The organism is Kitasatospora sp. NPDC028055, from assembly GCF_040637885.1.
In the GTDB taxonomy this organism is placed as follows: domain Bacteria; phylum Actinomycetota; class Actinomycetes; order Streptomycetales; family Streptomycetaceae; genus Kitasatospora.
Genome location: NZ_JBEZXE010000014.1, coordinates 130,498 through 155,467, shown reverse-complemented (window position 1 = coordinate 155,467; position 24,970 = coordinate 130,498). Strand labels below are relative to the sequence as shown.

At 75.6% G+C, this 24,970-nt stretch carries 21 protein-coding genes and 1 pseudogene; 16 read left to right on the top strand and 6 right to left on the bottom strand.

The annotated features are described in order from the left end of the window. Positions 1–14 precede the first annotated feature (14 nt). Together AB0F71_RS17445 and AB0F71_RS17440 are read left to right on the top strand one after the other, a co-directional pair. Positions 15–467 (top strand): universal stress protein, encoded by a 453-nt coding sequence (locus tag AB0F71_RS17445; protein WP_360234429.1) that lies wholly within the window; start codon positions 15–17, stop codon positions 465–467. A 99-nt stretch (positions 468–566) separates the two neighbouring features. Then, the gene (locus AB0F71_RS17440) at positions 567–1,430 is read left to right on the top strand and encodes a DNA-formamidopyrimidine glycosylase family protein (protein WP_360234426.1); all 864 of its coding nucleotides are present in this window, start codon (positions 567–569) and stop codon (positions 1,428–1,430) included. A gap of 5 nt (positions 1,431–1,435) precedes the next feature. Here AB0F71_RS17440 and AB0F71_RS17435 read toward each other — a convergent pair whose 3' ends face one another. After that, on the bottom strand, positions 1,436–2,071 hold the full coding sequence (locus AB0F71_RS17435; protein ID WP_360234423.1) for a uridine kinase: 636 nt from the start codon (positions 2,069–2,071) through the stop codon (positions 1,436–1,438). A gap of 41 nt (positions 2,072–2,112) precedes the next feature. Next, the gene (locus tag AB0F71_RS17430; RefSeq protein WP_360234420.1) at positions 2,113–3,438 is read right to left on the bottom strand and encodes a PQQ-binding-like beta-propeller repeat protein; all 1,326 of its coding nucleotides are present in this window, start codon (positions 3,436–3,438) and stop codon (positions 2,113–2,115) included. 149 nt (positions 3,439–3,587) lie between these two features. Between AB0F71_RS17430 and AB0F71_RS17425 the strand changes: the two are divergent. The 8 genes and pseudogenes from AB0F71_RS17425 (at position 3,588) to AB0F71_RS17390 (ending at position 13,321) form a co-directional block, all read left to right on the top strand. Further along, positions 3,588–4,125, top strand: a pseudogene (locus tag AB0F71_RS17425) (Uma2 family endonuclease). Positions 4,126–4,304: 179 nt separating this feature from the next. Next, complete coding sequence (locus AB0F71_RS17420; RefSeq protein WP_360234417.1) at positions 4,305–6,911, top strand: SpoIIE family protein phosphatase; 2,607 nt, start codon at positions 4,305–4,307, stop codon at positions 6,909–6,911. A gap of 36 nt (positions 6,912–6,947) precedes the next feature. Next, a complete protein-coding gene (locus tag AB0F71_RS17415; protein ID WP_360234414.1) occupies positions 6,948–8,615 on the top strand; it encodes a histidine kinase in 1,668 nt (555 codons plus the stop codon). A 201-nt stretch (positions 8,616–8,816) separates the two neighbouring features. Continuing rightward, positions 8,817–9,485: a response regulator transcription factor gene (locus tag AB0F71_RS17410; protein ID WP_360234489.1), complete on the top strand. Its 669-nt coding sequence runs from the start codon at positions 8,817–8,819 to the stop codon at positions 9,483–9,485. Positions 9,486–10,039: 554 nt separating this feature from the next. Continuing rightward, on the top strand, positions 10,040–10,813 hold the full coding sequence (locus AB0F71_RS17405; RefSeq protein ID WP_360234411.1) for a transglycosylase family protein: 774 nt from the start codon (positions 10,040–10,042) through the stop codon (positions 10,811–10,813). A gap of 147 nt (positions 10,814–10,960) precedes the next feature. Beyond that, positions 10,961–11,677 carry a methyltransferase domain-containing protein gene (locus AB0F71_RS17400; protein ID WP_360234408.1) on the top strand — a complete coding sequence of 239 codons (717 nt, stop codon included), beginning with the start codon at positions 10,961–10,963 and terminating at the stop codon, positions 11,675–11,677. Between the two features lie 144 nt (positions 11,678–11,821). Then, positions 11,822–12,577 (top strand): SDR family oxidoreductase, encoded by a 756-nt coding sequence (locus AB0F71_RS17395; RefSeq protein ID WP_360234405.1) that lies wholly within the window; start codon positions 11,822–11,824, stop codon positions 12,575–12,577. A 120-nt stretch (positions 12,578–12,697) separates the two neighbouring features. Continuing rightward, the gene (locus tag AB0F71_RS17390) at positions 12,698–13,321 is read left to right on the top strand and encodes a TIGR03086 family metal-binding protein (protein WP_360234402.1); all 624 of its coding nucleotides are present in this window, start codon (positions 12,698–12,700) and stop codon (positions 13,319–13,321) included. Positions 13,322–13,340: 19 nt separating this feature from the next. Here AB0F71_RS17390 and AB0F71_RS17385 read toward each other — a convergent pair whose 3' ends face one another. Together AB0F71_RS17385 and AB0F71_RS17380 are read right to left on the bottom strand one after the other, a co-directional pair. After that, positions 13,341–13,805, bottom strand: coding sequence for a (2Fe-2S)-binding protein (locus tag AB0F71_RS17385; RefSeq protein ID WP_360234399.1), 465 nt, complete (start codon positions 13,803–13,805; stop codon positions 13,341–13,343). 15 nt (positions 13,806–13,820) lie between these two features. Then, positions 13,821–16,055 (bottom strand): molybdopterin cofactor-binding domain-containing protein, encoded by a 2,235-nt coding sequence (locus AB0F71_RS17380; RefSeq protein WP_360234396.1) that lies wholly within the window; start codon positions 16,053–16,055, stop codon positions 13,821–13,823. Positions 16,056–16,680: 625 nt separating this feature from the next. Here AB0F71_RS17380 and AB0F71_RS17375 point away from each other — a divergent pair. The 3 genes from AB0F71_RS17375 (at position 16,681) to AB0F71_RS17365 (ending at position 19,392) form a co-directional block, all read left to right on the top strand. After that, positions 16,681–17,967 (top strand): MFS transporter, encoded by a 1,287-nt coding sequence (locus tag AB0F71_RS17375; RefSeq protein WP_360234393.1) that lies wholly within the window; start codon positions 16,681–16,683, stop codon positions 17,965–17,967. Between the two features lie 201 nt (positions 17,968–18,168). Continuing rightward, the gene (locus AB0F71_RS17370) at positions 18,169–18,900 is read left to right on the top strand and encodes a Mut7-C RNAse domain-containing protein (protein ID WP_360234390.1); all 732 of its coding nucleotides are present in this window, start codon (positions 18,169–18,171) and stop codon (positions 18,898–18,900) included. A 66-nt stretch (positions 18,901–18,966) separates the two neighbouring features. After that, the gene (locus tag AB0F71_RS17365; RefSeq protein ID WP_360234387.1) at positions 18,967–19,392 is read left to right on the top strand and encodes a hypothetical protein; all 426 of its coding nucleotides are present in this window, start codon (positions 18,967–18,969) and stop codon (positions 19,390–19,392) included. Positions 19,393–19,562: 170 nt separating this feature from the next. On the opposite strand, the gene AB0F71_RS17360 is transcribed toward AB0F71_RS17365, so the two are convergent. Beyond that, a complete protein-coding gene (locus AB0F71_RS17360; protein WP_360234384.1) occupies positions 19,563–20,387 on the bottom strand; it encodes a hypothetical protein in 825 nt (274 codons plus the stop codon). Between the two features lie 148 nt (positions 20,388–20,535). On the opposite strand from AB0F71_RS17360, the gene AB0F71_RS17355 reads away from it, so the two are divergent. Continuing rightward, the gene (locus tag AB0F71_RS17355; protein ID WP_360234486.1) at positions 20,536–21,021 is read left to right on the top strand and encodes an inorganic diphosphatase; all 486 of its coding nucleotides are present in this window, start codon (positions 20,536–20,538) and stop codon (positions 21,019–21,021) included. A gap of 54 nt (positions 21,022–21,075) precedes the next feature. On the opposite strand, the gene AB0F71_RS17350 is transcribed toward AB0F71_RS17355, so the two are convergent. Then, a complete protein-coding gene (locus AB0F71_RS17350) occupies positions 21,076–22,449 on the bottom strand; it encodes a pyroglutamyl peptidase (protein ID WP_360234381.1) in 1,374 nt (457 codons plus the stop codon). A gap of 69 nt (positions 22,450–22,518) precedes the next feature. Here AB0F71_RS17350 and AB0F71_RS17345 point away from each other — a divergent pair, with 69 nt between their 5' ends. Further along, on the top strand, positions 22,519–23,817 hold the full coding sequence (locus tag AB0F71_RS17345) for a cytochrome P450 (protein WP_360234378.1): 1,299 nt from the start codon (positions 22,519–22,521) through the stop codon (positions 23,815–23,817). Positions 23,818–23,875: 58 nt separating this feature from the next. After that, the gene (locus AB0F71_RS17340; RefSeq protein WP_360234375.1) at positions 23,876–24,943 is read left to right on the top strand and encodes a TerD family protein; all 1,068 of its coding nucleotides are present in this window, start codon (positions 23,876–23,878) and stop codon (positions 24,941–24,943) included. Positions 24,944–24,970 lie beyond the last annotated feature (27 nt).

Here is a 24,970-nt window from a genome sequence, read left to right as displayed (position 1 = left end):
GAAGGAGCAACCGCATGAGTGCCAACCCCCGGATCGTCGTCGGCGTCGACGGCTCGCCCGCCTCGGAGCAGGCGCTGCGCTGGGCGCTCGACTACGCGAAGGCCGTCGGCGGGACGGTCGACGCCGTCACCGCCTGGGAGTACCCCGCCTTCTACGGCTGGGGCGGGACGGCCGTCCCCACCGGGGAGTCCTTCAACCCCGAGGAGCTGGCCGGCAAGACCCTGGCCGAGAGCGTCGCCAAGATCGTCGGTACCGACCCGGAGGTGTCGATCAGGGAGAGCGTGATGCCCGGCAACGGGGCCGGCGTCCTGCTGCAGGCCGCCAAGGGCGCCGCGCTGCTGGTCGTCGGCAGCCGCGGTCTCGGCGGCTTCTCCGGCGTGCTGCTCGGCTCGGTCAGCCGCCACGTCACCGAGCACGCGCCCTGCCCCGTGGTCGTGGTGCGGGAGGGCCAGGTCGAGGCCGGGTAGCGGCCAGGGGCCGGTGGCGCACCGGGCCGGTGGCGCACCAGGCCGGTGGCGCACCGGGCCGGTGGCGCACCGGGCCGCCGCGCGGACCAGAATGGAGACATGCCAGAAGGTGACTCCATCTACCGCGTGGCGGCCCGGCTGCACGAGGCCCTCGCCGGTCAGCAGCTGACCAGCGCCGAGCTGCGGGTGCCCGCGCTCGCCACCGCCGCGCTCGCCGGCCGCCGGGTGCTGGAGGTCCGCCCGCGCGGCAAGCACCTGCTCACCCGCCTCGAGGGCGGGCTCACCCTGCACACCCACCTGCGGATGGACGGCCGCTGGGAGGTCTACCGCCCCGGCGAGCGCTGGACCGGCGGCCCCGCCTTCCAGATCCGCGCCGTCCTCGGCACCGAGCACGGCACCGCCGTCGGCTACCGGCTGCCCGTCGTCGAACTGCTGCGCACCGGCGACGAAGGGCGCGCCCTCGGCCACCTCGGCCCCGACCTGCTCGGCCCCGACTGGGACCCGGTCGAAGCCCTCCGCCGACTCCTCGCCCGCCCCGCCCGGCCGCTCGTCGAGGCCCTGCTCGACCAGCGCAACCTGGCCGGGATCGGCAACGTCTACGCCAACGAACTGTGCTTCGTCGCCGGGGTCACCCCGTGGACCGAGGTCGGACAGGTGCCGCACCCCGACCGGCTGGTGGAGCGGGCCCGGCAGATGCTGGAGGCCAACAAGCTGCGCCCCGGCCACGTCACCACCGGTGACACCCGGCCCGGCTACCAGCACTGGGTCTACGGCCGGGCGGGCCGCCCCTGCCCGCGCTGCGTCACGCCCGTGCTGACCGGGCGCCAGGGCGACGCCCCGCGGGACCGGGCGGTGTTCTGGTGCCCGTACTGCCAGCGCGGGCCGGCCCCGACGGCCGCCTCCGCCCCGGGCCCCCAGGACCATTACACCCGTCACACCCGTTACGTCCGCTTGGTCCGCTAGGTCCGCTAGGTCCGCTCGACCAGGGCAGGGTGCCGCGGGTCGTCCGCCCGTACGGTGAGGTCGGCGGCCTCGGCCGGCCCGGTCTCCGCCTCGTAGCGGGCGAAGGCGGGCAGGGTCCACTGCTGGTCCGCCGGAGTGCGGCGGACCAGCGCGGCCGGGGTGAGTGCCAGGTGGACGCTCAGTTCGAACGGCAGCCAGCGGCCGAGCAGCAGGGCTCCGTCCAGCAACAGCACCCCGCCGGGCGGGAGTTGGACGTACGGGGCGCGGGTCGAGCGGTCGGTGACCGGGTCACGCAGCGAGGGCAGCACCCGGCCGGTGCCGCCCGGCTCCAACGGGTCCAGCACCTCGCGCAGCAGGGCGCCGTCGTCCAGCCAGAGGTCGTGGAAGGCGTCCGTGTCCTGGTGGCCGTACTCCAGCCGGATCGAGGCCGGGCGCAGGAAGCCTGCCGCCGACACCCGCAGCGCCGGGCGGCCGCGCAGCCGCAGCGGCTCCACCAGGGCGTCGGCGAGCAGCTCGGGCCGGGCGGCCGCGGCGCCGTCCACGGCGACCCGCAGCCACCGCTCGCCGGCGCCGGGCAGTTCGGTGATCCGGTCGGCGAGCAGCTCGGCCAGCTTGTCGGGAGAGATCGGGTGTACCTGCACCAGGACATCCTGCCGCCCGGGGCGCTCGCGGCCCAGCGGTTTCAGGTCAGCGGGAGCGCGTGCAGGACGTCGTCGTGGCCGGCGTAGAGGTGGGAGCCGTCGGCGGCGAGGTTCCAGACGTCCCGGCCCGGGCCGGAGTCGTGGAAGGTCCACCCCGGCGTGCCGGTCGCGGTGTAGATCGCGGCCACCCCGCCCGCCGCCGGACCGGGCACGTACAGCGTGCCGCCGACGACCAGCGGACGGCTGCGGCTGTCCAGCAGGAACGGCAGCCTGACGGACCAGAGCACCGCGCCGGTCCGGGGCTCGAGGCAGGTGACGACGCCGTCGTTGCGCAGCACGAGGACCCGGGCGGCGTCCGGGACGGGCGGCAGGGCCCGCCACGACTCCCCCCGGGCGGCGGTGTGGTTCCAGACCGGCTTGCCGTCGGGGCCGAGCAGGTACACCCCGCCGTTGCTGTCCGGCACGAGGAAGGACGCCCCGGAGGCGACGCACCAGCCGAAGTCCTGGCTGACGGCGGCGGTCGAGAGCTCCTCGCCGGTGGTGGCGTCCCGGACCACCAGCTCGATCCGTTCGCCGGTCGACCGGACGCAGGCCAGCAGGTTCTTGTCGTAGGGGGCGGTGGCGGCGACGGGCCGTTCCTGGTGGTCGACCGCGACGGACCAGAGCAGGGAGCGCTGGTCCAGCCGCACGGCGAAGATCCGGCTGCTCGGCACCGAGCCGTCCGAGCGCGGCCAGCTCGACAGGCAGCCGTAGAGGACGCCCGCGCTCAGGCAGGTGAGCTGGACCTGACCGTCCAGCTCGTCGGGCAGTGCCAGGCTCCAGTCGGCGGCCGGGTCGGTGAGGTGGTGGGCGTCCAGGTGGCCCCGGGAGGTGGCCGTGTACAGGTAGTCGCGCCAGACCGCGACCTTTCCGGCGGGCAGTTCCCGGTCGCTCGGCCAGTCCTTGGGCGCCGGCGGGTCGAACACCAGCAGCCGTCCGGGGCGACCGGTGTCCGGATCGAGGGCCTGCCACCCCGCCTTGGAGAGGAACGCCGCTCCCTGTGGCGCGGCGAGCAGCCGCTCCGGGGTCATCGCCTGCGGGCCCCGGTACGTCCACAGCGGCGTCGGCCCGGACGTCGCGGTCGGCTGCGGCCCGCTCGGCGACGGCGACGGCGTCGGCCCGTCGCCCTCCACCCGGCCCAGCGCCCACGCCGCCCCGCCGGCCGCCAGCACCCCGGCCCCGATCAGCAGCCCGCGCCGGCTCAGCCGGGGACCGCCGCCGTCCGGGCCCCCACCGCCGAGCACGTCCCCGGACACCGCGTCCGCACCGTCCGCCTCTCCGTCCCACTGCCAGGCGGCGTCCTGCACGGGCCCCTCGGGCGACTTCATCCGGTCCTCACTCCCACCCCCGGCGGCCACCGTGCCACCACCCGCCGGGGAGGATATCGAACGGTCCCCGAACCATCCCAGGCGGCGACCGCCGGGCTACTACGCTGCGTCCGACGGAACGAGTACCGGCGCGCCCAGGAGGCCCGAGGATGTCCACCGTGACGGCCGAGCAGTACGACGGCTGGGCCGAGGAGCAGTGCGCCGAGGTGGAGATCGTCGGCGGGGCGGTGGTCGCCCGTCCGAGCCGCTCGGCCCGCCACAGCCGGATCGCGCGGTTGGTGGCGAACGCCCTGGACGAGGCGGGCGGGGCCGCCTGGAACGCCGACTGCGGCTTCGACCTGCGGCTGCGGGACGTGCCGCTCGACAACCGCCGCCCGGACGTGGCGGTCTACCGGGCCGACCTGGTCGACGAGGGGCCGGCCCGGCCGGAGCAGGTGCTGCTGGTGGTCGAGGTCGTCGCGCCCGGCTCGGAGACCACCGACCGGGTGGTCAAGCCCGACCAGTACGCACAGGCCGGGATTCCCTTACTACTGGCGGGTCGAGCAGGCGGCGGGCCGGGTGCCGGTCGTCCACACCTGTGTGCTGGACGAGGCGAGCCGGGTGTACCGGGCCGGTGAGGTGTTCACCGGACTGGTGAAGGCCGCGGTGCCGTACCCGGTGGAGGTCGACCTCACCGGTCTGCCGTAGCGCGTCACCTGCCCGGTGGAGCGGTTCGGCCGGGCGAGCGGGCCGTCCGTGCCGGTGCGGGTGGAGCGGTTCGGCCGGGCGAGCGGGGCGTCCGTGCCGGTGCGGGTGGGGCCGGTGGGCCGCCCGGGGCGGGCAGGGCTCGCCTTGACACGGTTCCGGGCCGGACGTAGCAAGGGAGCATGCGCGATCCGCGGCCGACCGGCGGGGACGCCGAACCGGTCCGTGCGGCGGGCCCGGAGGCGGCGCACGCGCGGGACGAGCTGTTGGCGGAGGCCGTCCGGGAGGTGCTGGCGTCGACCGGGGCGTACGGGGCGATGGTGCACCTGCGCTCGCGGGACGGGCGGTCCCTGGTGCTGCGGACCCTCGTCGGGGTGCCGCTGTCGATCATGAGTCCGTTCCGCCGGGTCGCGGCCGCCGGACCGCTGCCGGTCGCGGTCTGCTTCCGGACCGGGCGGACCGTCACGCTGTCCGACTCCGAGGACACCTTGCGGCGCTTCCCGCAGCTGGCCGTCGGGCTGCCGTACGACTTCGTCTCCGTCTGCGTGCCGGTGGAGCACGGCGGGGAGCGGTTCGGGGTGCTCAGCGTGCTGTGGCCGGCCTCGGACGACGGGGTGCCGGCCGGGGACGGCGGTCGCCCGGAGGCGGTCGCCTCCCGGCTGGGCGCGGGGCTCGCCGGGGTGGCGGCGGCCGGGCAGCCGGTGGAGCCGGCCGGGGACGCCGCCGTGGTGGAGCTGGCGCCGCCGTCGGTGCCGACCACCCGGGTCGGGCTGTTCGACTGGGACGTGGCCCGTGGCGTGCTCGCGGCGGACGTGCGGTTCCGGGAGATCTTCGGCTTCGCGCCCGGCGAGTTCGACGGCACGGTGCGCTGCCTGACCCGCCGGATCGCCCCCGGCGACGTGCCCGAGTTCCGGGCCGCCGCCCGCACCGCCCTGGAGCACGGCGAGGTGCTGGCGGCCCGGGTGCGGGTGCTCGGACCGGGCGGCCGCCCGTACCCGGTGGAGCTGTGGGCCCGGGTGCCCGGGGCGATCACCGGCGGCGGGACCCACCTGGTCGGCGCCGTCCTGGACGTCCGCACCCTGACCGCGGCCGCCGCCGCCGTCGAGCGGCTGCACGAGGGCCTGGTCTCGCTCGACCCGGACGGCCTGATCGGCTACGTCAACCGGGCCGCCGAGCCGCTGCTCGGGGCCGGCGCCGAGGAGCTGGTCGGCCGCCACCCCTGGGAGGTGCTGCCCTGGCTCGCCGACCCCTTCTACGAGAACCGCTACCGCGCCGCCCTGATCTCCCAGCAGCCCACCGCCTTCCTGGCGGTCCGCCCGCCGGACGGCTGGCTCGCCTTCTCGCTCTACCCCGACCCGCACGGCGTCACCGCCCGGGTGGTCGCCGCCGACCCCCCGCCGGGCGCGGCCGAGCCGCCGACCGCCGTGGCGCCGCCCGCCGCCACGGCCGGTGCGGGCAGCGGTAGCGGCGGCGGCATCGGCGGCACCCACCACCTGCTCCAGCTGGCCGGCGCGCTCACCGAGGCGGTCACCGTGCGGGACGTCTGCCGGGCGGTGGCCGAGGAGCTCCTGCCGGCCTTCGGCGGCCAGGAGCTCGCCATCTACGCGGTGCGCGACCAGCGGCTGCACCTGGTCTCGCAGAGCGGCTACCCCGACGGCTTCCTGGACGGCTTCGAGGGCACCGCGCTGGACGCCCGCGTCCCCGGCGCGGAGGCGCTCAGCACCGGCACCCCGATCTTCTTCGAGTCGGTGCGCGAGCTCGCCGCCGCCTACCCGGGTCTCGCCCTGGACGAGATGGGCGCCTGGGCCTTCCTGCCGCTGATCGCCTCCGGGCGTCCCGTCGGCAGCTGCATCCTCGGGTTCGACCGGGCGCACCCCTTCACCGTCGAGGAGCGCGGACTGCTCACCGGCCTCGGAGGCTTCATCGCCCAGGCTTTGGAGCGGGCCCGGCTGTACGACGCCGAGTTCACGCTGGCCCGCGGCCTGCAACAGGCCCTGCTGCCGCACCGGCTCCCGCAGGTGCCCGGCATCCGCACCGCCGCCCGCTACCTGCCGGGCACCCAGGGCATGGAGATCGGCGGCGACTGGTACGACGCGATCGTCACCGGCGACGACCTCACCCTGGTGATCGGCGACGTCGAGGGCCACAGTGTCGGGGCGGCCGCCGCGATGGGCCAACTGCGCAGCGCCGTACGGGCGTTCGCCAGCAGCGGTGAGCCGCCCGGCGAGGTTCTGGCCCGCACCAACCGGCTGCTGCTCGACCTCGACCCGGGGCTGCTCGCCAGCTGCTGCCTGGTCCGCCTCACCCCCGCCGACGGCACCGTGCGGATCGGCCGGGCCGGCCACCTCCCGCCGGTGCTGCGGCACCCGGACGGACGGGCCGAGGCGCTGTACGTGCCGGGCGGGCCGCTGCTGGGCGTGGCGGACGGGGCGGTGTACCCGGTCAGCGAGCTGCGGCTGCGGCCCGGGTCGCTGCTGGTCCTCTACACCGACGGGCTGGTGGAGGACCCGGCGCTGGCGATCGACCAGGGGGTGGACCGGCTGCGCGCGGCGCTGGCGCACGGCCGGGCGGGGGAGGAGCTGGAGGAGCTGGCCGAGCGGCTGTTGCGCGAGGTCGGCTCGACCGGGCGGGTGGACGACGTGGCGCTGCTGCTCACGGCCTTCGAGCCGGAGAGCGGGCCGGGCAGCGCGGGCGGCGGCGGTGCGGGCGGCGTGGACGGCGGCGGGCCGGGCAGCGCGGGCGGCGGAGGAGCGGCGACTTTCGTCGGTCCGGGCGGCGACGAAGGGTGACCGCGGCCGGGGCGGTCACCCGGTTAGCCTCGACGGGTGGAAGCAATCGCACGGGCCTGGTCGAAAGCGGTACGGACGGCCCTCCCGGGGCCCTGGCGCCCCCGCCGGGTGGTCGGCGAGGCCGTGGCGGCCCTGCTGATGGGCCTGCTGGCGGCCCTGCTGGAGATCCTCACCGCCACCGACCTGGCGGTGCCCTTCGGGCTGGCCGTCGCCGCGCTGTGGCTGCTGCGGCGCGGGTTCCCGGCGACCGTGCTGGTGCTGGCCGGGACGCTGGCGGGCTGGTCGCTCGGGCCGTTCCCGCTGCTGGTGTGCGCGGGCTGGGTGGCCGGGGCGCGGATCGGCCGGGTGTGGCGGCTGGTCGGCGCCTTCGTGCTGAGCTACCTGATGTTCTCCATGTTCGGGATGCTCAAGGACGGCGCCTCGTACTCGCCCAAGCTGATCATCGGGTTGTCGCTCGGCGTCTTCCTGGTCTTCGCCGCGCTGCCCGCCCTCTACAGCCGCTACCGGGCGCAGCGCCGCGCCCTGCTGGACGCGCTGCGCGAGCGCAACGACCAGCTGGTGCGCGAGCGGGCGATGGTAGTGCACCAGGCCCGGCTGCGGGAGCGGCACCGGATCGCCCAGGACATGCACGACAGCCTGGGCCACCAGCTGGCGCTGATCTCCGTGCACTCGGGCGCGCTGGAGGTCGACCGCACCCTCGGCGACCGGCAGCGGGAGGCGGTCGGGGTGCTGCGGCAGGCAGCGGTCGCGGCCATGCGCGAGCTGCGCGAGGTGGTCGGGGTGCTGCACGACGAGTCGACGGCGCTGCCGCCCGCGGTCGTCGGCGCCCAGGGGTCGGCGGCCCCGCGCGGCGGGGTCGACGGGATCGAGGGCTTGGTGGAGTCCTCCCGGGCGCCCGGGGCGGTGGTGGAGCTCGGCGTCGAGGGCGAGCGGCGGCCGCTCGCGGCGGCGGTCGACCACGCGGCGTACCGGATCGTGCAGGAGGCGCTCACCAACGCGCACAAGCACGCCCCCGGCGCGCCGATCGCGGTCGCGCTCCGGTACGAGCCGGACGCCCTGGTGGTGGAGGTCACCAACCCCCCCGCGCCGGAGCTCGTGGGCGCGCGCGCCGGCGCGGGGTCGGTGGTGAGCGGCGGACAGGGGCTGACCGGCCTGCGGGAGCGCGCCCGGCTGGTCGGCGGCATGGTGCACGCCGGCCCGACGCCCGACGGGGGCTTCCGGCTGGCCGCCGTCCTCCCGTACGAGGGGGCGGAGGCCGAGGGCGCCGCCGCCCTGGCGGCCGAGGAGGACTGGGCGGTCGGCGGGCTGCCGCCGGTGGACGGCGCGGAGGGCGCCCGGCGCCGCCCGGCGCTCGGCTGCGCGGCCGGGGTGGGCGCGGTGATGCTGATCCTGGCGAGCCTGGTGGCCTGGGGCGTGGTGGCCTTCGTCCGGGGCGCCAACGACGCGACGGTGCAGCAGTCGGTCTACGACCGGATCCAGGTGGGCGACTCGCGGGGCGAGGTGCTGCGGCAGCTCCCGCCCGGCAACGACTTCTTCACCTCCGACTTCCAGTCCGCCGGGCCGCCCCGGCCGGAGGACTCGCACTGCCGCTGGTTCTCGCTGGAGAAGGACGGCCAGGGCGACTCCTGGTCGGACAACCGCGTGGCGCGGTTCTGCTTCAAGGGCGGGGTGCTGGTGGAGAAGGTGGAGTACGTGACCGGCTGACGCCGCCGTGCCGTCCGGGCGTCGTGCCGCCGTGCCGCCCGTGCCGCCCGTGCCGCCGTGCCGTCCGGGCGTCCGGGGCCGGTTCGGGTCCGGTCCGGGGCCGTGCCGGTCGGTTCCGCCGGGCCCCGGGCGGGAGGCGGGCGCGGCCGGGATGTGAGGATGGGGTTCCAGCCGCACCACCGTTCGAGGGGAATGACCAGCGTGATCCGAGTCCTCGTCGCCGACGACGAGCCGCTCATCCGGGCCGGGATCAGGATGATCCTGGGGTCGGCCGAGGACATCGAGGTGGTCGCGGAGGCCGCCGACGGCCGGCAGGCGCTGGAGCTGGCCCGGGCGCACCGGGTGGACGTCGTCCTGCTGGACATCCAGATGCCGGTGATGGACGGACTGACGGCGCTCGGGGAGCTCGGCAGGGTCGCGCCCGGCGCACGGGCGATCATCCTCACCACCTTCGGGGAGCGCGAGAACGTCCTGCGCGCCGTGACCGAGGGCGGCGCCGGGTTCCTGCTCAAGGACACCGCGCCGAACGAGCTGATCCAGGCCGTCCGGGCCGCGGCTGGCGGGAACGCCTTCCTCTCCCCGGCCGCCACCCGGCACATCGTGGACTCGCTGGCCGCCGGGCGGAGCAGCTCGGCGGCCACCCGCAGCGCCGAGGCGCGGCGCCGGCTGGAGGTGCTCACCGGGCGCGAGCTGGAGGTGCTGGCGCTGCTCGGGGAGGGCCTGTCCAACGCGGACGCGGGGGCCCGGATCCACATGAGCGAGGCGACGGTGAAGACCTACGTCAGCCGGATCCTGGCCAAGTTGGGCTGTGAGAACCGGGTCCAGGCGGCGCTGCTGGCGCGGGACGCGGAGCTCGACGGCCGTAGCTGAGCGGGGTTGCTCGGCTGCGGAGCGTGTCGCCGGTGACGGATCCCACTCGACCGGTGGTCCGAACCGGGAACTCCGGATGTCCTGGTGACGATCCGTCACTTCCTGATCGCGGACGGTCGATGGTGTGCGGGAGTTCACGAACGGACAGATGTGAGCGAGGGCACGGAAATTGATCGTCCGATCCCTGAAATGCGGTCAAATGCGGTCGAACCGGGCTCCGTTTCTTGATCGATACCGCCGGTAACAGTCAACTGACCTGCGAGAACCAAGAATTGCTTGCTGAGCCTCGGATGTGCCCCTAGCTTTCTTGGCGGCGCAACGAGCGCCACCCGGGTTCACCCCGACGCACGGCCCGCCGACTGACCCCCGGCGCGAGGGCGGTGCCCGCCGACGAGACCGGCTCGAAGAGGCCGTCGGCGAGTGGAGGTGGCCGGGGCGGCACGGCACGTCCGACACGTGGCCGGCCGCCCGACGAGTGAGGTGAGCGCAACCGACCGGCCCGTGTCCCGGGCCTGGTTCCGCCTGCCCGCCCGGGGCTTGTCGAGAGGACATTCATGACTTCCCGTCACGAGACCGCCGCTGCCACCGAGACCACCACCAGCAAGCGCAACCGCCTGCGGATGGCGGTCGTCGCAGGCGCCGCCGTCGCGGCCCTGCCGGTGGCCGGCCTCGTCACGGCCACCTCGGCCTCCGCCGCACCCTCCTCCACCTGGGACGCCGTCGCCCAGTGCGAGAGCGGCGGGAACTGGAGCATCAGCACCGGCAACGGCTTCAACGGCGGACTGCAGTTCACCCCCTCCACCTGGGCCGCGTACGGCGGAACCGCGTACGCTCCCCAGGCCCACCAGGCGACCAGGGCGCAGCAGATCGCCGTCGCCGAGAAGGTGCTCGCCTCGCAGGGGCCGGGCGCCTGGCCCGTGTGCTCCCAGAAGGCGGGCCTGAGCAGGGGCGGCGCGCCGGCCGCCGTCGACACCTCGGCGGGCTCGGGTGCCGCGGACCGGCCCGCGAGCGCCGCCAAGCCGGCCAAGCGGGCCGCGAAGGCGGCCCCCAAGGCCGCCCAGCAGGCGGCTCCGAAGGCGGCCGCCCCGAAGGCGAAGCCGAACGCCGCGCAGGCCCCGCAGGGCCGTCCGTCGGCCAAGCCGGTGCAGTCCGCTCCGGCGGCGGCGAAGAACACCGCCGGTGGCGAGTACACCGTCCGCAGCGGTGACACGCTGAGCGACATCGCCGCCAAGTTCGGCGTCGACACCGACGGCCTGTACAGCAAGAACGCCCGCACCATCGGCGCCGACCCGGACCTGATCTTCCCGGGGCAGACGCTGACCGTCTGACGCTCCACCGCCCACCGGTGAGATCCGGTGAGATCCGGCGCGCTCCGGCGGCCACCCCTGCGTGGGGTGGCCGTTCGGCGCGTCCGGGTGCGTCCTCGCGCCTGGGCCCTTCGGCGTGCCGGGTTTCCGCGTCGATAGGGTCGTCCGATGGTCCGACTGATCGATGACAGTGCGCTCACCGCCTCCTCCGTGGTGGCCAACAGCACGATGAACCGCGGGCGCGGGCTCCGCGGCGTCAACAGCTACACCCGTGAGCTGGGCTTCGACCCCGCCGCCTGGCTCCGGGAGCACGGCGGCGCCGCGCCCGGCTGGCTGGACCTGTGCAGCGGGGAGGGCCGGGCGCTGGTCGAGGCGGCCGCAGCGCTGCCCGCCGGCGCCGAGCTGACGGGGGTGGACCTGCTCGGACCGCTGGTCCCGCCGCCCGTCCCGCCGGCTGTCCCGCCGGCCGGGGCCCGGCTCCGCCTGGTGACGGCGGCGCTCGCCGACTGGGCGCCCGAGCGGTCGTACCAGCTGATCACCTGTGTGCACGGGCTGCACTACCTCGGCGACCAGCTCGGCGCGATCACCCGCGCCGCCTCCTGGCTGAGCCCGGACGGCCGTTTCGCCGCCCACTTCGACCCGGAGTCGGTGCGCCGCCCCGACGGCTCCGGAGCGGGCCGGGCGGTGCTGGCCGCGCTGCGGGCGGCCGGGGTCGAGTACCGCCCGCGCCGTCACCTGCTGCTCCTGGACGGCGGACGGCCGGTCGCGCTGCCGTTCGAGTACGCGGGTGCCGACCCGTCGGCCGGGCCGAACTGGACCGGGCAGCCGGCGGTCGGGTCGTACTACCGGCGGGCGGTCGTGCCCCGGGGGCGCGCGGAGTCGTAGTTGAATGTTGAACGCAACGTCCGAATACCGCCGGAGACGTCAAGGAATCCGGAACAGGATCGACTCACCCACCGAGAGCGGAACGCCGGCCGGCACCCGGCCGGGACGCGATCGGAACAACGGTGCACAAGGAGATCCGAGGACATGACGATGAACGGTGCGGCGGCGCTCGACGGCAAGGTGGCCCTGGTGACCGGCGGCAGCCGGGGGATCGGGGCCGCGGTCGCGCTGCGGCTGGCCGAGGACGGCGCCCACGTGGCGCTGAGCTACCAGGGCTCGGCCGAGCGGGCCGAGGAGGTGGTCGCCAAGATCACCGCGATGGGGCGGACGGGCTGGGCCGTGCGCGCCGACAGCGCCGACCCGGCGGCGGTGGAGGCGGCCGTGGCGGCGGTCGTCGAGCGGTTCGGGCGGCTGGACGTACTGGTCAACAACGCGGGCGTCGGGGCCGGCGGGCCGATCGAGGCGAGCACGGTCGAGGAGGTCGACCGGGTGCTGGCGGTGAACGTCCGGGCGCCGTACCTGTACGCCCGGGCGGCCGTCCCGCACCTGACCGAGGGCGGGCGGATCGTCAGCATCGGCAGCTGCATCGCCCAGCGCGTCGTCTTCCCCGGCGCCGCGCTCTACGCGACCAGCAAGGCCGCGCTGATCGGCCTGACCAAGGCGCTGGCCAGGGAGCTCGGCCCGCGCGGGATCACCGCCAACCTCGTCCACCCGGGCCCGATCGACACCGACATGAACCCGGCCGACGGCGAGTCCGCCGACTTCCAGCGCGGCTTCGTCGCCCTCGGCCGCTACGGCACGGTGGCGGAGGTCGCGGGCGCCGTCTCCTACCTGGTGGGCGAGGACGGCCGCTACGTCACCGGCGCGGAACTGTCGGTGGACGGCGGCTTCGCCGCCTGACCTCCGGGCGCGTCTCCCGTTCGGCGGGGGTGGCGGTGTCGTGCCGGGCGGTCGTCGGCGACCACGCTTACGATCGCCCGGCACGGCCCGTGCGCCCCACGCCCGACCGAGAGGTGTGCCATGACCGCGGTGGACGACCCGGCCGAGCCGGTGGACCCGATCGAGCTGCTCGCCCGGGCCCTCGCCCAGACCGCCGGGCTGATCGACGGCACCGGCGTGGAACTGGCCGGCCACCCGACCCCCTGCCGCTCCTGGGACGTCGGCGACCTGATCAGCCACCTCCTGTACGACCTGCGGCAGTTCACCGTCCGGGCCGAAGGCGGGCAGCCGGACTGGAGCCGGCCCTTCGACCGGGTCGAGGAGGACTGGCTGCACGCCTTCGAAGCCGGGGCCGAGCGGCTGGTCGAGGCCTGGCGCGCCGCCGGGGACCTCACCGGTACGGTCGAGCTCCCCGGCGGCGCCACCCTCCCGGCCCGCTTCCCGGTCGACCAGCAGACCGCCGAATTCGCCGTCCACGCCTGGGACCTGGCCCGCGCCACCGGCCGGTCCACCGAGGGCCTGGACCACCAGGTGGCCCGGGCGGCACTCGACTGGGCGCACGGCGCGCTCAAACCCGAGTACCGCGGCGACGAGGCCGACCACCACGCCTTCGGCCCCGAAGTCCCCGCCCCGCCGGACGCCCCGGCGTACGACCGGCTCGCCGCCTTCTTCGGCCGCGACCCGGCGGCGGGCACCGGCGCATAGGGTCCTCTGCGGCGCGCGGTCAGTGGGCCTGGCCGGTGGTGGCGGCGCGCTTGATGGCCTCGCGGATGCGGGGGTAGCTGCCGCAGCGGCAGATGTTCTGGATCTGGTCGATGTCGGCGTCCGTCGGGTTCGGGGTGCGGCGTAGCAGGGCGACGGCCGTCATGATCTGGCCGGGCTGGCAGAAGCCGCACTGGGCGACGTCGCAGTCGATCCAGGCCTCCTGGACGGGGTGGAGGGTGTCGCCGTCGGCGAGGCCCTCGATGGTGGTGACGGTGCGGCCCGCGCAGTCCTTGACCGAGCGGGTGCAGGGCTGGAACTCCTGGCCGTCCAGGTGGCTGGTGCAGGCGCGGCAGACGCCCACGCCGCAGCCGTACTTGGGGCCGGTGACGCCGAGCTTGTCGCGCAGGACCCAGAGCAGCGGCATGTCGTCCGGGGCGTCGACGCTGACGGGCTGCCCGTTGAGGACGAAGGTGTGGGTGGGCATGGGGAGTCGAGGTCCTCAGAAGTTGATCGGGAAGGAGCGCGGGCTGGTGCCGGTGGCGCGGGCGTAGGCGTTGGCGACGGCGGCGGAGGCGGCGGGCACGCCCAACTCGCCCGCCCCGCCCGGAGATCCGCTGGGCGGCATCAGGTGGATCTCGACCGTCGGCGGGGCGTTGCGCTGCCGGGCGTAGTGGAAGTCGGCGTAACTGCCTTCCCGGAAGGCGCCGTTGTCGAGGTGGTTGCCGGCCTGCAGGATCACCGAGATGCCGTCCATCAGCGCGCCGGTCAACTGGGCTTCCAGACCACGGGGGTTGATGACCTGGCCGACATCGGCGGCGATGACGGCCTTGGTGACCCGGGGGTTGGCGCGGTCGGTGGCGTCGAGTTCGACCAGGTAGGCCGCCCGGCCGCCGTTCTCGTCGTGGTAGCCGACGCCCTGGGCCTGGCCGTCGGGCATCGGGCGGCCCCAGTTGCCGGCCTTGGCGACGGTGTCCAGGAGGGTCCGGCCGGCGGCGTCGCGCACCCGGGCGCGCCGGAAGGCGACCTCGTCCTGGCCCATCCGGCGGGCGAGTTCGTCCATCATGATCTCGTCGGCGACCCGGACCATGCCGGAGTAGACGGAGCGCCAGCTGCCGGTGTGCAGCGGCAGCGGGAGTTCGGCGAGCAGCTGGGTGGGGACGCCGACGTTGTACGGGTTCTTCTCGGTGAGCAGGAAGAAGGCCTGGGCGAGGCTGATCCCGGCGACGGAGAGGTTGAACCCGGCGCCGGTGAGGGCCTCGCCGAGGCCGTGCGAGAGGTCGGTGCGCACGGTGGCGGCGCGGTGCTCCCAGGTGAGCACCTGGCCGAGGCCGTAGGTGGCGCGGATGCGGTGGTGGCTGGCGGGGCGCATCCGGCCGTGCCGCATGTCGTCGTTGCGGGTCCACATCAGTTTGACCGGGCGGCCGGCGGCCTGGGAGATCTGGGCGGCCTCCAGGGCGGCGTCGAAGAACAGCCGGCGGCCGAAGGAGCCGCCGCCGCGTACGACGTGGACGGTGACGGCGTTCTGCGGCAGGCCGAGTTCGGCGGCGATGGTCTGCTGGGCGATGATCGGGCTCTGGGCGGCGAACCAGAGTTCGGCGCGGCCGGGCCGGACGTCGGCGACGGCGGTGAGCACCTCCATCGGGGCGTGGTTGACGAAGGCGAAGTCGAACTCGCCGTCCAGGTACGGGGTGAGCAGCGGCGGCAGCAGGAACGGCGCGTGCGCGGCGCGCAGCCGGGCCCGGACGTCCTCGGTGGAGAGGTCGGCGGCCGGGCCGGGGTTCCAGGTGGTGCGCAGCGCGTCGCGGGCCTTGAGGGCCTGGTCGAAGGTCTCGGCGAGAACGGCGACGCCGGTGGGGATCTGCACCACGGCGAGGACCCCGGGCATGGCGCGGGCGACCGAGGCGTCCAGGGACTTGAGGGTGCCGTTGACGGTGGTCGGGCGGGCGACGACGGTGGGCGCGGCGCCCGGGATCTGGAGGTCTCCGGCGTACTTGGCGCGGCCGGTGACGATGTCGCGGGCGTCGATGCGGCCGGTGGGCCGGCCGACCAGGCGGCGCTGGTCGGCCGGCTTGGGGGTGGTGGGGACGGCGGGTACGGCCACGGTGGCGGCGTCGGCGGCGAGTTCGCCGAAGCGCAGGCGCCGGCCGTCGGGGGCGAGGACGGCGGAGCCGGCGGTGCGCAGGGTGGTCGCGGGAACGTTCCAGCGGTTCGCGGCGGCGGTGACCAGCCGGGCGCGGGCGGCGGCGGCCGCGGCGCGCACCGGGTCGTACAGCGAGCGCACCGAGTTGGAGCCGCCGGTGAGCTGGTTGAAGAGCAGTTCGGGGCGGCCGTCGGAGAGCGGCACGTCCACGTCGGTGAGGTCGGCGTCGAGTTCCTCGGCGACCAGCATGGCGATGGCGGTGGTGAGGCCCTGGCCGACCTCCAGCCGGGGCAGGTACAGCGCGGCACGCCCGGCGGGGGTGATTTCGAGCACCAGCAGGTGGGAGGTCGGCAGGCCGGCGAGGATCATCGCGTCGCCGAGGTCGAGGACGTCGGGGATGCCGGGCAGGCCGAGCAGTTGCGGGGGCGCGGCGGCGTCGCGGGTGGCCGCGGCGGTGCGCTCGGCGGCCCGGGCGGTGGCGGGCGCGGCGGCGTCGAGGCCGAACCGGGCGGCGACGGTGAGGGTGGGGGCGGCCAGCAGGTAGGTCAGGAAGCGGCGACGGCCGGTGGGCTCACCGGGCTCGGCACGGTCCACGGGCTCGGCGGGCCGTACGGGCTCCGCGGGGCCGGTGGGGTCCTCGCGGTCGGCGCGGCCCGAGGGGGCGGTGGAGGTACTGATGGGAGGGGCCCTTCGAGCCGGAGACGGCGCCGGATCGGGCGGGCGCGGACGGCCTCGGCCCCAGTGCCGGAGAGCGGACGCCGATGAGCATAGGAGGGCGTTACTGACGGGTCAACACGGCCAATCTTGGCCCTCCGGCCGGGTGGTGGAGGTGTCCGGTCCGCTTCGTCCGGGGGAGTCGGAGCGGGTACGGAGGGGTCTTCGGCCGGGCGGGCCGGGCGTCGGCGGGCCGCTCGGGATGCTGCCGGACGATCAACAGGGTTCCGTCGTACGGGAGTTCACGGATCGTCCGGCGGTGCGGCGGGACCACGGAAGTGGACCGGGAAAATTCAAGATCAATGGACCTGTCGGCCGGTCCACTTCTTCCCTAGGCTGGACCCCGTCCCACCGAGGAGCGTTCCGAGCGGTAGCGAACGTCCGGCCCGCGCGCCGCCCGTCCGACCGGTCCACCGCCTGCGCGGTCGACCGTCCGCAGGGCCGCCCGCATGTCCGTCCGCATGACTGTCCGCATGACCGCCCGCCTGGATCCGACAGGAGAGAAGTGCCGAACCAGAGCGCCGCCCGGCCCGCCCTGCTGCCCCCCGCCGGCCCCCAACGCACGCTCGCCACAGCCCAGTTGGCGAGCGCGGTGGGCGACGGCGCCTACTACACCTGCTCCGCGCTCTACTTCACCCGCGTCATCGGGATGTCGCCGACCGCCCTCGGCTTCGGCCTCGCCGTCGCCTGGGCGCTCGGCTCGCTGGCGGGCGTCCCGCTCGGCGCCCTCGCCGACCGGCGCGGCCCGCGCCGCACCGCCGTGGCCCTCGCGCTCGCCACGGCCGGTGTGGTCGCCGTCCTCCTGGTGGTCCGCTCCTACCCGCTGTTCCTGCTCGCCGTCTGCCTCTACGCCACCGCGCAGTCCGGCCTCACCGCCGCCCGGCAGGCCCTGGTCGCGGGCCTGGTGCCGACCGCCGAGCGCACCGGACTGCTCGCCCACCTCCAGTCAACCCTCAACGGAGGACTGGCCGTTGGCGCCGCCATCGGCGGCATCGCACTCACCATTGGCACCCCCGGGGCCTACTTCGGCGCCTTCACCGTCACCGCCCTCGGCTTCCTGGCCGGTGCGCTGGTGCTGCGCCGGCTGCCCGAGGCCCCGCCCGCACCGGCCGACCCGGCCGCCGGCCCGCGACTGGCCGTGCTGCGGGACCGCCGCTACGCCGCCGTCACCCTGGTCAACACCGTGCTGCTGCTGCGGATGCCGATGCTCAGCCTGATCCTGCCGCTGTGGATCGCCCAGCGTGCCCCCGGCCTCGGCTGGCTCGGCTCGGCGCTGTTCGTGCTCAACACCCTGGCCGTGCTGGCCTTCCAGGTCCGGGCGGCCCGCGACGTCAGCGGACTGGACTCGGCCGTCCGGGCCGTGCGCTCCTCCGGGGTGCTGCTGCTCGCCTCCTGCGCGGTCTGCGGACTGTCCGTGCTGTCCGTCCCGGTGTGGGCGTTCGCCGCCCTGCTGGTGGTCGCGGCCGTGCTGCAGGTGGTGGGCGAGATGCGGCAGTCGGCCGGCTCCTGGCAGCTCGGCTTCGACCTCGCGCCGCCGGAGCGGATCGGCCAGTACCAGGGCTTCTTCGGCACCGGCGTCGCCGTCGCCCGCACCCTGGGGCCGCTGCTGCTCACCGCGCTGCTGCTCGACGGCGGGCTCGCGGGCTGGCTGGTGCTGGGCGGGGTGTTCCTGGCCGCCGGGTACGCGATGGGCCCGGTGGCCCGCTGGGCGGCGCGCGACCGCGACTACCTGCCCCCGGCTCCCGCGCCGTCCTCCTCGGCCGTCGGGGCCACCGCCGCCGAGGCGCCGTAGAGGTCGTCGTCGCCGCCGTACGGCGCCGCGGGCCCGCCCGTGGGGGCCCGCCGCTCGTTCCCGGTCATCGCACGCTCCAACCGCCGCTGCCGCTGTTCCGGATTCGGCCGATGCTACTCCGCGGGCCCGCCGCGCAGCGCCCCGCGCGGGGGCATCGGAAACCGCTGGCACCGGCCCGCCGACCGCTGGCATGCTGGCCGCGTGGACAGACCCCAGATCTGGCTCGACTTCGCCCCTGAGCTGCACCTCTTCGTCTCCGCGCCCCGGCGGGCCGGCCGCACCGCGCTGCGCACCGACGGCACCTCCAGCCTCGGCCACCTGGTCGAGTCCCTGGGCGTGCCGCTCACCGAGGTCGGCAGCCTGCTGGTGGACGGCCGCCCGGTGCCCGACTCGTACGTCCCGGCCGACGCCGAGCAGGTCAGCGTCGCCGCCGTCGCCCGGCCGCAGCCCTCGCCCGCCCCGCCGCGCTTCCTGCTGGACGTCCACCTCGGCACCCTCACCCGCCGACTGCGCCTGCTCGGCATCGACGCCGCGTACGAGAACCCCGACATCGGCGACGCCGCGTTGGCCGCCCGCTCCGCCGCCGAACAGCGCGTCATGCTCTCGCGCGACCGCGGCCTGCTGCGCCGCCGCGAACTGTGGGCCGGCGCGTACGTCTACAGCCACCGCCCGGCCGAACAACTGCGCGACGTGCTCTCCCGCTTCGCCCCGCCGCTGGCCCCCTGGAGCCGGTGCACCACCTGCAACGGCACGTTGCGCACGGTGAGCAAGACCACGGTGCGCGAGCAGCTGCACGACGGCACCGAGCGCTCCTACGACGCCTTCGCCCAGTGCGCGGACTGCGGCCAGGCCTACTGGCGCGGCGCCCACCACGCCCGGCTGGAGGCCATCGTCACCGACGCGGTGCGCGAGTTCGGGGGAGTCCCTAGGTAGCGGAGCCGGGTTCTCCCGGGGTCGGACAGATTCCCCCGGGGTCGGACAGAGAGGACGGGCCGTCGGATGAGCGATCAGCCGGTGCACCAACCCTTCGAGAGCGCCGAGACAGCGGACGCCCCCGTGGTGACCGCGCCCGACGGCGCCGAGGTCCGCCCGCTGCTGGTCCTGGACGGGCTCGGCAGCCTCGCGGTCTTCGAACTCGCCCCCGGGCAGGTCACCCACGCCGTCTCGCACGCCACCGTGCAGGAGCTGTGGCAGGTCACGGCCGGCCACGGCGAGCTGTGGCGGCGCCAGCACGGTCGGGAGGAGGTCCACCGGCTCGCCCCGGGGACGGCCGTCTCGATCCCGCTGGGCACCGCCTTCCAGTTCCGGGCCGATCCGGACACCGACGGGCCGCTGCGGATCACCGCCGTCACCATGCCGCCCTGGCCGGGCACGGACACCGAGGCGCGCCCCGAGGAAGGCCCCTGGAAGGCGACCGGCCGATGAGCCGGGGGCGGACGGGGGGGACGGGGAGGACGGGCCACCGGCGGTCACGCCGCACCGCCGCAGCCGCCGTCGCCACCCCGCTCCCGCAGGGACGGGTGCAACGGGCGGCGATCGACCTCCGGCCGGTCTCGGTGCTGGAACTGCCGGTGGTGCGAGGACAGTTGCGCTGATCAGCCGGTCCGCAGGCCGAGCGTCCAGATGTGCGAGCTGTAGCTGCCCATCCGGGTCGGGTGGCGTTCGACCAGGGTCGCGGTCAGGCCCTCGGGGCTGCGGCGCAGCGAACCGGTGAAGCGGGGCCGGTCGGCGGGGTCGAGCGGGAGCAGTTCGGCGAGCACCGCGTCGTCCAGCTCCCGTCCGACGGCGCGCAGCACTCCGGCGTCCAGCACCAGCAGGGTGCCGTCGGGCAGCACCAGCGGCTCGGGGGCCAGGGCGTCGCACAGCAGGGGGCCGGGCTGGACCACCCCGCCGGGCAGCAGCCGCACCACCCGGCTGCCGGTGGGGTGGCGGCCGTCGGTCTCCACCACCCGCAGGCCGGTGCCGACCGCGCCGACCACGTAGTGGCCGTAGCTGCGCCAGGAGTCGACCACGGCGCCGTCCCGGTCGTGGGCCCTGGTGTCGAAGGCGCCGTATCCCTCCAGGCCCAGGAGAAAGCGCCCGTCGCCGAGCGCCGCACCGCGCTCCCCGCGCAGCTCGGCGACCAGGGTGCCGTCGGCGAGGTCCAGCAGCAGGGCCGGGCCGAGGTGGCCCCAGGCGGTGTAGTCGAAGGAGTCGGTGGTGACCAGCACCCGGTCGGCGGAGAGGTGCGCCGCGTTCGGCCGGCCCGGGCAGGGGCGGCGCCAGCGGACCTCGCCGGTGGGGTCGACCCAGCTGAGCTCGCCGTCCCCGCCGTGCACGGCCCAGCCGTCGCGCCGCGCCAACGGCCCCGCCGGGCGCCCCTGTGGACGGCCGCCGGACTCGCGACGGTGGTTCATGACCGTGACCTGCCAGCTCCCCATGGTGCGGATGCTATCGGCCGGGCCCGAACGACGGGTGTCGTTCCGGTAGCTGCTCACGGAGCCCTGACGGCGGACAATCTTCCCAGGACCAGTGGAGGAGGCGAGGGTGGAGCCCGTGGAGCCCGTGGAACCGGCGGAGTTCGAGGTGATGATCGAGATCCCGCAGGGATCGCGCAACAAGTACGTGATGGACTTCGACGCGGGCCGGATCCGGCTGGACCGCACCCTCTTCACCGCCACCCGCTACCCCGCCGACTACGGGTACGTCGAACGCACCCTCGGCGGCGACGGGGAACCGCTGGACGCACTCGTGCTGGGCGGCGAACCCGCCGTCCCCGGCTGTGTGCTCACCTGCCGGGCGGTCGGGATGTGGGTGATGCGCGACGAGCGCGGCCCCGACCAGAAGGTCCTCTGCGTCCCGGCCCGGGACCCCCGCTACGCCGAGCTGCGGGACATCGGCGACCTGCCCGAGTTCGACCTGCTGGAGATCACCCACTTCTTCCAGGTCTACAAGGACCTGGAGCGCGGCAAGTCGGTCGAGGGCTCGCACTGGGCGGGACGGGACGCCGCCTACGCCGAGATCGCCGACTCGCGCGCCCGGGCGGCCGGCACCCGCTTCGCCCGCCCAGCCTGAGCCCGGGCCGCAGCTGAGCCCGGGCCCGGCCCGGGCTCAGCGGGGTGCACCGACTCAGAGCCGCGCGCTGCTCAGGATCGCGCGCACCTGGGCGGCGATGGCGGCCTCGTTCTGCTCGAACTCCGCTGAGGTGACGCGGTCCTGCTGGTCCGGGAGGCCGGTGAGGACCGGGGTGTGGAGGTGGCCGCCGGGCAGCCCGGGGGCGAGGTCGAGGCGCAGGCGGTTGGAGCGGTAGGCGACCTCGTTGGAGAGGTAGCCCCCGCCGCCCCCGGCGACGGCGCGGGAGCCCGGGGTCGGGCCGTCGGGGCGGTCGACCGGGTCGGTGGCGCCTGCGGGGATCTCGGTGACGGGGGTGTTGAGCAGCACGGGGTAGGGCTGCTGGACGGCCGTCATCGCGTCGGTGGGCAGGGTGGTGCGGATGAACTGCGGGCCGTCGCCGAGGCCCGGGGCGTCCACCGGGTGCTGCCAGGTGCCGCCGGAGAGCGCGCCGAGGTTGTCGGTGGCCGGGTCGGCGGAGCGGGCGCGGCCGGCCCAGGCCTCCAGGGTGAACGTGCCGGGGTAGCCCTGGCTGATGCTGGTGATCAGATCGGCGGACTGCGGGCCGCCGGGCTCCAGGTGCGGGCCGAAGGCGCGTTCCACGATGCCCTGGTCGAAGTCGCGGTAGCGCACCGGCAGGACGACGGCCCGCACCTCGGCGGTGCTGCCGTCGGCGAGGGTGATCCGCTGCCCGTGCAGTTGCAGGACGGCCGCTCCGGAGGGGTTGGCGCGGCGCGCTTCGGTGTCCAGGCCGTACGGGTCGAAGCCGCTGACGAAGATCCGTCGGACGCCGGGGTCGGGTTCGTCCGCGAAGCCGTCGCCGAGGCCGCGCGAGGCGTCCTCGAAACGGGCCCGCAGAGCGGCGTGGTCGACGTCGAACCGGGGCTGCCACTGGGCGAGTCGGACGGTCATGGCAAGTCGCGCCCAGTACAGCGGGCGGTCGTCCAGGGCGGGCAGTTCGCCGCCGGGGCGGCGGCCCTGGGCGCGGTCGAGGCCGGCCTGCCAGAGCTTGCGGCCCCAGCTGTCGACCACCCGCTGGGCGCGGTCGGCGGTGCGGGCGGAGCAGAGCGCGGCGGGGAAGCCGTGGAGCAGGTCGGCGAGGCCGGACCGCTCGGTGAAGGCGGCGGTCCGGGCGTCCTGGAGCCGGGCCTGTTCGGCGTCCAGCGGGGCGGTGGTGACGGTCCGGCAGCCGGCCGGTGCGGCCTGGGCCCCGGCGGCGGGGGCGAGCAGCGCGGCGAGGGCGCCGGCGAGCGCGGTCACCACGGCGGCGGAGCGGCGGGCGGTCCGGCCGGCGGTGGAGCGGGTGAGGTCGGAGCGGGTCGTGTCTGAGCGGGTGGTGTCTGAGCGGGTGGTGGCGGACCAGGTGGTGGCGGAGCGGCGGGCGTTTGTCATGTCCACTGACACTAGGCGGCGGGCTGACGCCCCGCCAGGGTGCCTGCGCCGTACCCGTAGGCTGAGCGGGTGACACCCCTCGATCCGACCGTGAAGTCCCTGATCAGCGACCCCTACGGCGCCTACGCCGCGCTGCGCGCCGAGGCGCCCGTGCACCGGGTCACCGGCCCGGACGGGCTGCCCGTCTGGCTGGTCACCCGCTACCCGGACGTCCGCCGGGCGCTGGCCGACCCGCGCCTGGCCCTCGACCGCTCGCACGCCGCCCCCGGCAACTACCGGGGCCTCGCGCTGCCGCCCGCGCTGGACGCCAACCTGCTCAACATGGACCCGCCGGACCACACCCGGATCCGCCGCCTGGTCGGGCAGGCCTTCACCCCGCGCCGGATCGCCGCCCTGCACGCCCCGGTCGAGCGCGTCGCCGAGCAGCTCCTCGACGCCGTCGAGGCGGCCGCCGGACCGTCCGGCCGGGTCGACCTGCTCGCGGCCTACGCCGCCCCGCTGCCGATCACCGTCATCTGCGACCTGCTCGGCGTCCCCGAGGACGACCGGCAGGACTTCCGCGCCTGGACCGACACCCTGATCACCCCGGACCCGGACCACCCCGAGCAGGCCCGCGCCGCCGTCAAGGCGATGCTCGGCTTCTTCACCGGCCTGATCGAGCGCAAGCGCACCACCCCGGCCGACGACCTGCTCTCCGACCTGATCGCCGTCCGCGACGAGCACGCCCAGGGCGGCGGACCGGGCGGGGACGCCCAGGGCACGGAGGTCCAGGGCACGGAGGTCCAGGGCAGGGAGGCCCAGGACCGCCTGAGCGAGGACGAACTGACCTCGCTGGCCTTCCTGATCCTCTTCGCCGGCTACGAGAACACCGTCCACCTGATCGCCAACGCCGTCCTCGCCCTGCTCACCCACCCCGAGCAGCTCGCCGCCCTGCGCGCCGAACCGGAGCTGATCGCGGGCGCCGTCGAGGAGTTCGCCCGCTTCGACGGCCCGGCCCCGCTGGCCATCCGCCGCTTCCCGCGCGAGGACGTCACCATCGGCGGGGTCACCGTCCCGGCCGGGGAGACGGTGCTGCTCGCGCTGGCCTCCGCCAACCGCGACCCCGAGCAGTTCGCCGACCCCGACCGGCTCGACCTGCGCCGCCGGGAGAGCGGCCACCTCGCGCTCGGCCACGGCATCCACTACTGCCTGGGCGCCCCGCTGGCCCGGCTGGAGACAGCGCTCGCGATCACCGCCCTGCTGCGCCGCTTCCCCGACCTCGCCCTGGACGCCCCGGCCGAGGAGCTGCGCCACCGCCCCGCGCTGCGGGCCCGCGGCCTGCTGGAACTCCCCGTCCGCATCCGGCCGGACGGGCGGGAACCGGCGTGAGCTCTACAGCGTTGTCGGGGTCGAACAGCGTGATTCGGACGGTGGTGGAGGAAGCCCCATGAGTGTGGCCCTGACGAAGGGTGGCAACGTCTCCCTGAACCGGCAGGCGCCCGGCGTGCGGTCCGTCCGGGTGTGCCTCGGGTGGACGGCCGGAGCCGGGTACGACCTGGACGCCAGCGCGCTGTTGTGCGGCCCGTCCGGGAAGGTCCTCACGGACCAGCACTTCGTCTTCTTCAACAACCTGCAGAGCCCGGACGGCGCGGTCCGCCACCTGGGCTCCGGCGGGGGCGGCGAGGACGCGGAGCGGATCGAGGTCCGGCTCGGGGACGTCTCGGCGCAGGTGGAGAAGGTCGTCTTCGCGGTGGCGATCTACGACGCGGCGCAGCGGCGGCAGAGCTTCGGCCAGGTGCGCCGTGCGTACGTGCGGGTCGTCGACGCGGACGGCGGCACCGAGGTGGCCCGGTACGACGTGACGCCCGAGACGGGCAGCGAGACGGCCATGGTGTTCGGCGAGCTCTACCGCAACGGCGCGGACTGGAAGTTCCGCGCGGTCGGGCAGGGCTACGCCTCGGGGCTCGCGGGCATCGCGACCGACTTCGGGGTCGACGTCCTGCAGCCCGCGCCGGTGACTCCGGCTCCTACCCCGGCCCCGGCCCCCGTTCCCGCGCCCGTGCCGGCCGCGCCGGTGGCACCGCCGGCCGTCCCCGCCGTTCCGAAGGCCCAGCCAGCTACAGGGAGTTCACCCGTGACGTGTTTCTTCGACCCCACCCACGGCGCCGGTTCGGCCGTGGTGCTGTGGCAGCCGCAGTGGGGCGTGCCGCGCCAGGTCGAGGCCTGCGCCGCCTGCGCCCAGCGGGTGCAGACCACCGTCCCGCCCTTCTACACCCCGCCGCAGGCCGGGTACCCGCAGCCCGGCTATCCGCAGGCCGGGTACCCGCAGCAGGGGCAGCCGCAGGTGCCCGCCCAGCAGCAGGAGCAGGGCGGCCGCCGCTTCGGCACCGGCGCGATGATCGGCGCGGGTGCGGCCGGCCTGGTCGGCGGCATGCTGCTCAACGAGGCGCTGAGCGACGACGAGCCGCAGGTGGTCGTCAACAACTACTACGAGGACGACGACTCCTTCTTCTAAGCCGTCTCCTGCTCAGTCGTTTCGCTC

Bases quoted from the DNA above. Each gene is read 5' to 3' on its own strand.
- AB0F71_RS17445 (WP_360234429.1), top strand. From the start codon at position 15: ATGAGTGCCAACCCCCGGATCGTCGTCGGCGTCGACGGCTCGCCCGCC.
- AB0F71_RS17440 (WP_360234426.1), top strand. From the start codon at position 567: ATGCCAGAAGGTGACTCCATCTACCGCGTGGCGGCCCGGCTGCACGAG.
- AB0F71_RS17430 (WP_360234420.1), bottom strand. From the start codon at position 3,438: ATGAAGTCGCCCGAGGGGCCCGTGCAGGACGCCGCCTGGCAGTGGGAC.
- AB0F71_RS17420 (WP_360234417.1), top strand. From the start codon at position 4,305: ATGCGCGATCCGCGGCCGACCGGCGGGGACGCCGAACCGGTCCGTGCG.
- AB0F71_RS17405 (WP_360234411.1), top strand. From the start codon at position 10,040: ATGACTTCCCGTCACGAGACCGCCGCTGCCACCGAGACCACCACCAGC.
- AB0F71_RS17400 (WP_360234408.1), top strand. From the start codon at position 10,961: ATGGTCCGACTGATCGATGACAGTGCGCTCACCGCCTCCTCCGTGGTG.
- AB0F71_RS17395 (WP_360234405.1), top strand. From the start codon at position 11,822: ATGACGATGAACGGTGCGGCGGCGCTCGACGGCAAGGTGGCCCTGGTG.
- AB0F71_RS17390 (WP_360234402.1), top strand. From the start codon at position 12,698: ATGACCGCGGTGGACGACCCGGCCGAGCCGGTGGACCCGATCGAGCTG.
- AB0F71_RS17385 (WP_360234399.1), bottom strand. From the start codon at position 13,805: ATGCCCACCCACACCTTCGTCCTCAACGGGCAGCCCGTCAGCGTCGAC.
- AB0F71_RS17365 (WP_360234387.1), top strand. From the start codon at position 18,967: ATGAGCGATCAGCCGGTGCACCAACCCTTCGAGAGCGCCGAGACAGCG.
- AB0F71_RS17360 (WP_360234384.1), bottom strand. From the start codon at position 20,387: ATGGGGAGCTGGCAGGTCACGGTCATGAACCACCGTCGCGAGTCCGGC.
- AB0F71_RS17355 (WP_360234486.1), top strand. From the start codon at position 20,536: ATGATCGAGATCCCGCAGGGATCGCGCAACAAGTACGTGATGGACTTC.
- AB0F71_RS17350 (WP_360234381.1), bottom strand. From the start codon at position 22,449: ATGACAAACGCCCGCCGCTCCGCCACCACCTGGTCCGCCACCACCCGC.
- AB0F71_RS17340 (WP_360234375.1), top strand. From the start codon at position 23,876: ATGAGTGTGGCCCTGACGAAGGGTGGCAACGTCTCCCTGAACCGGCAG.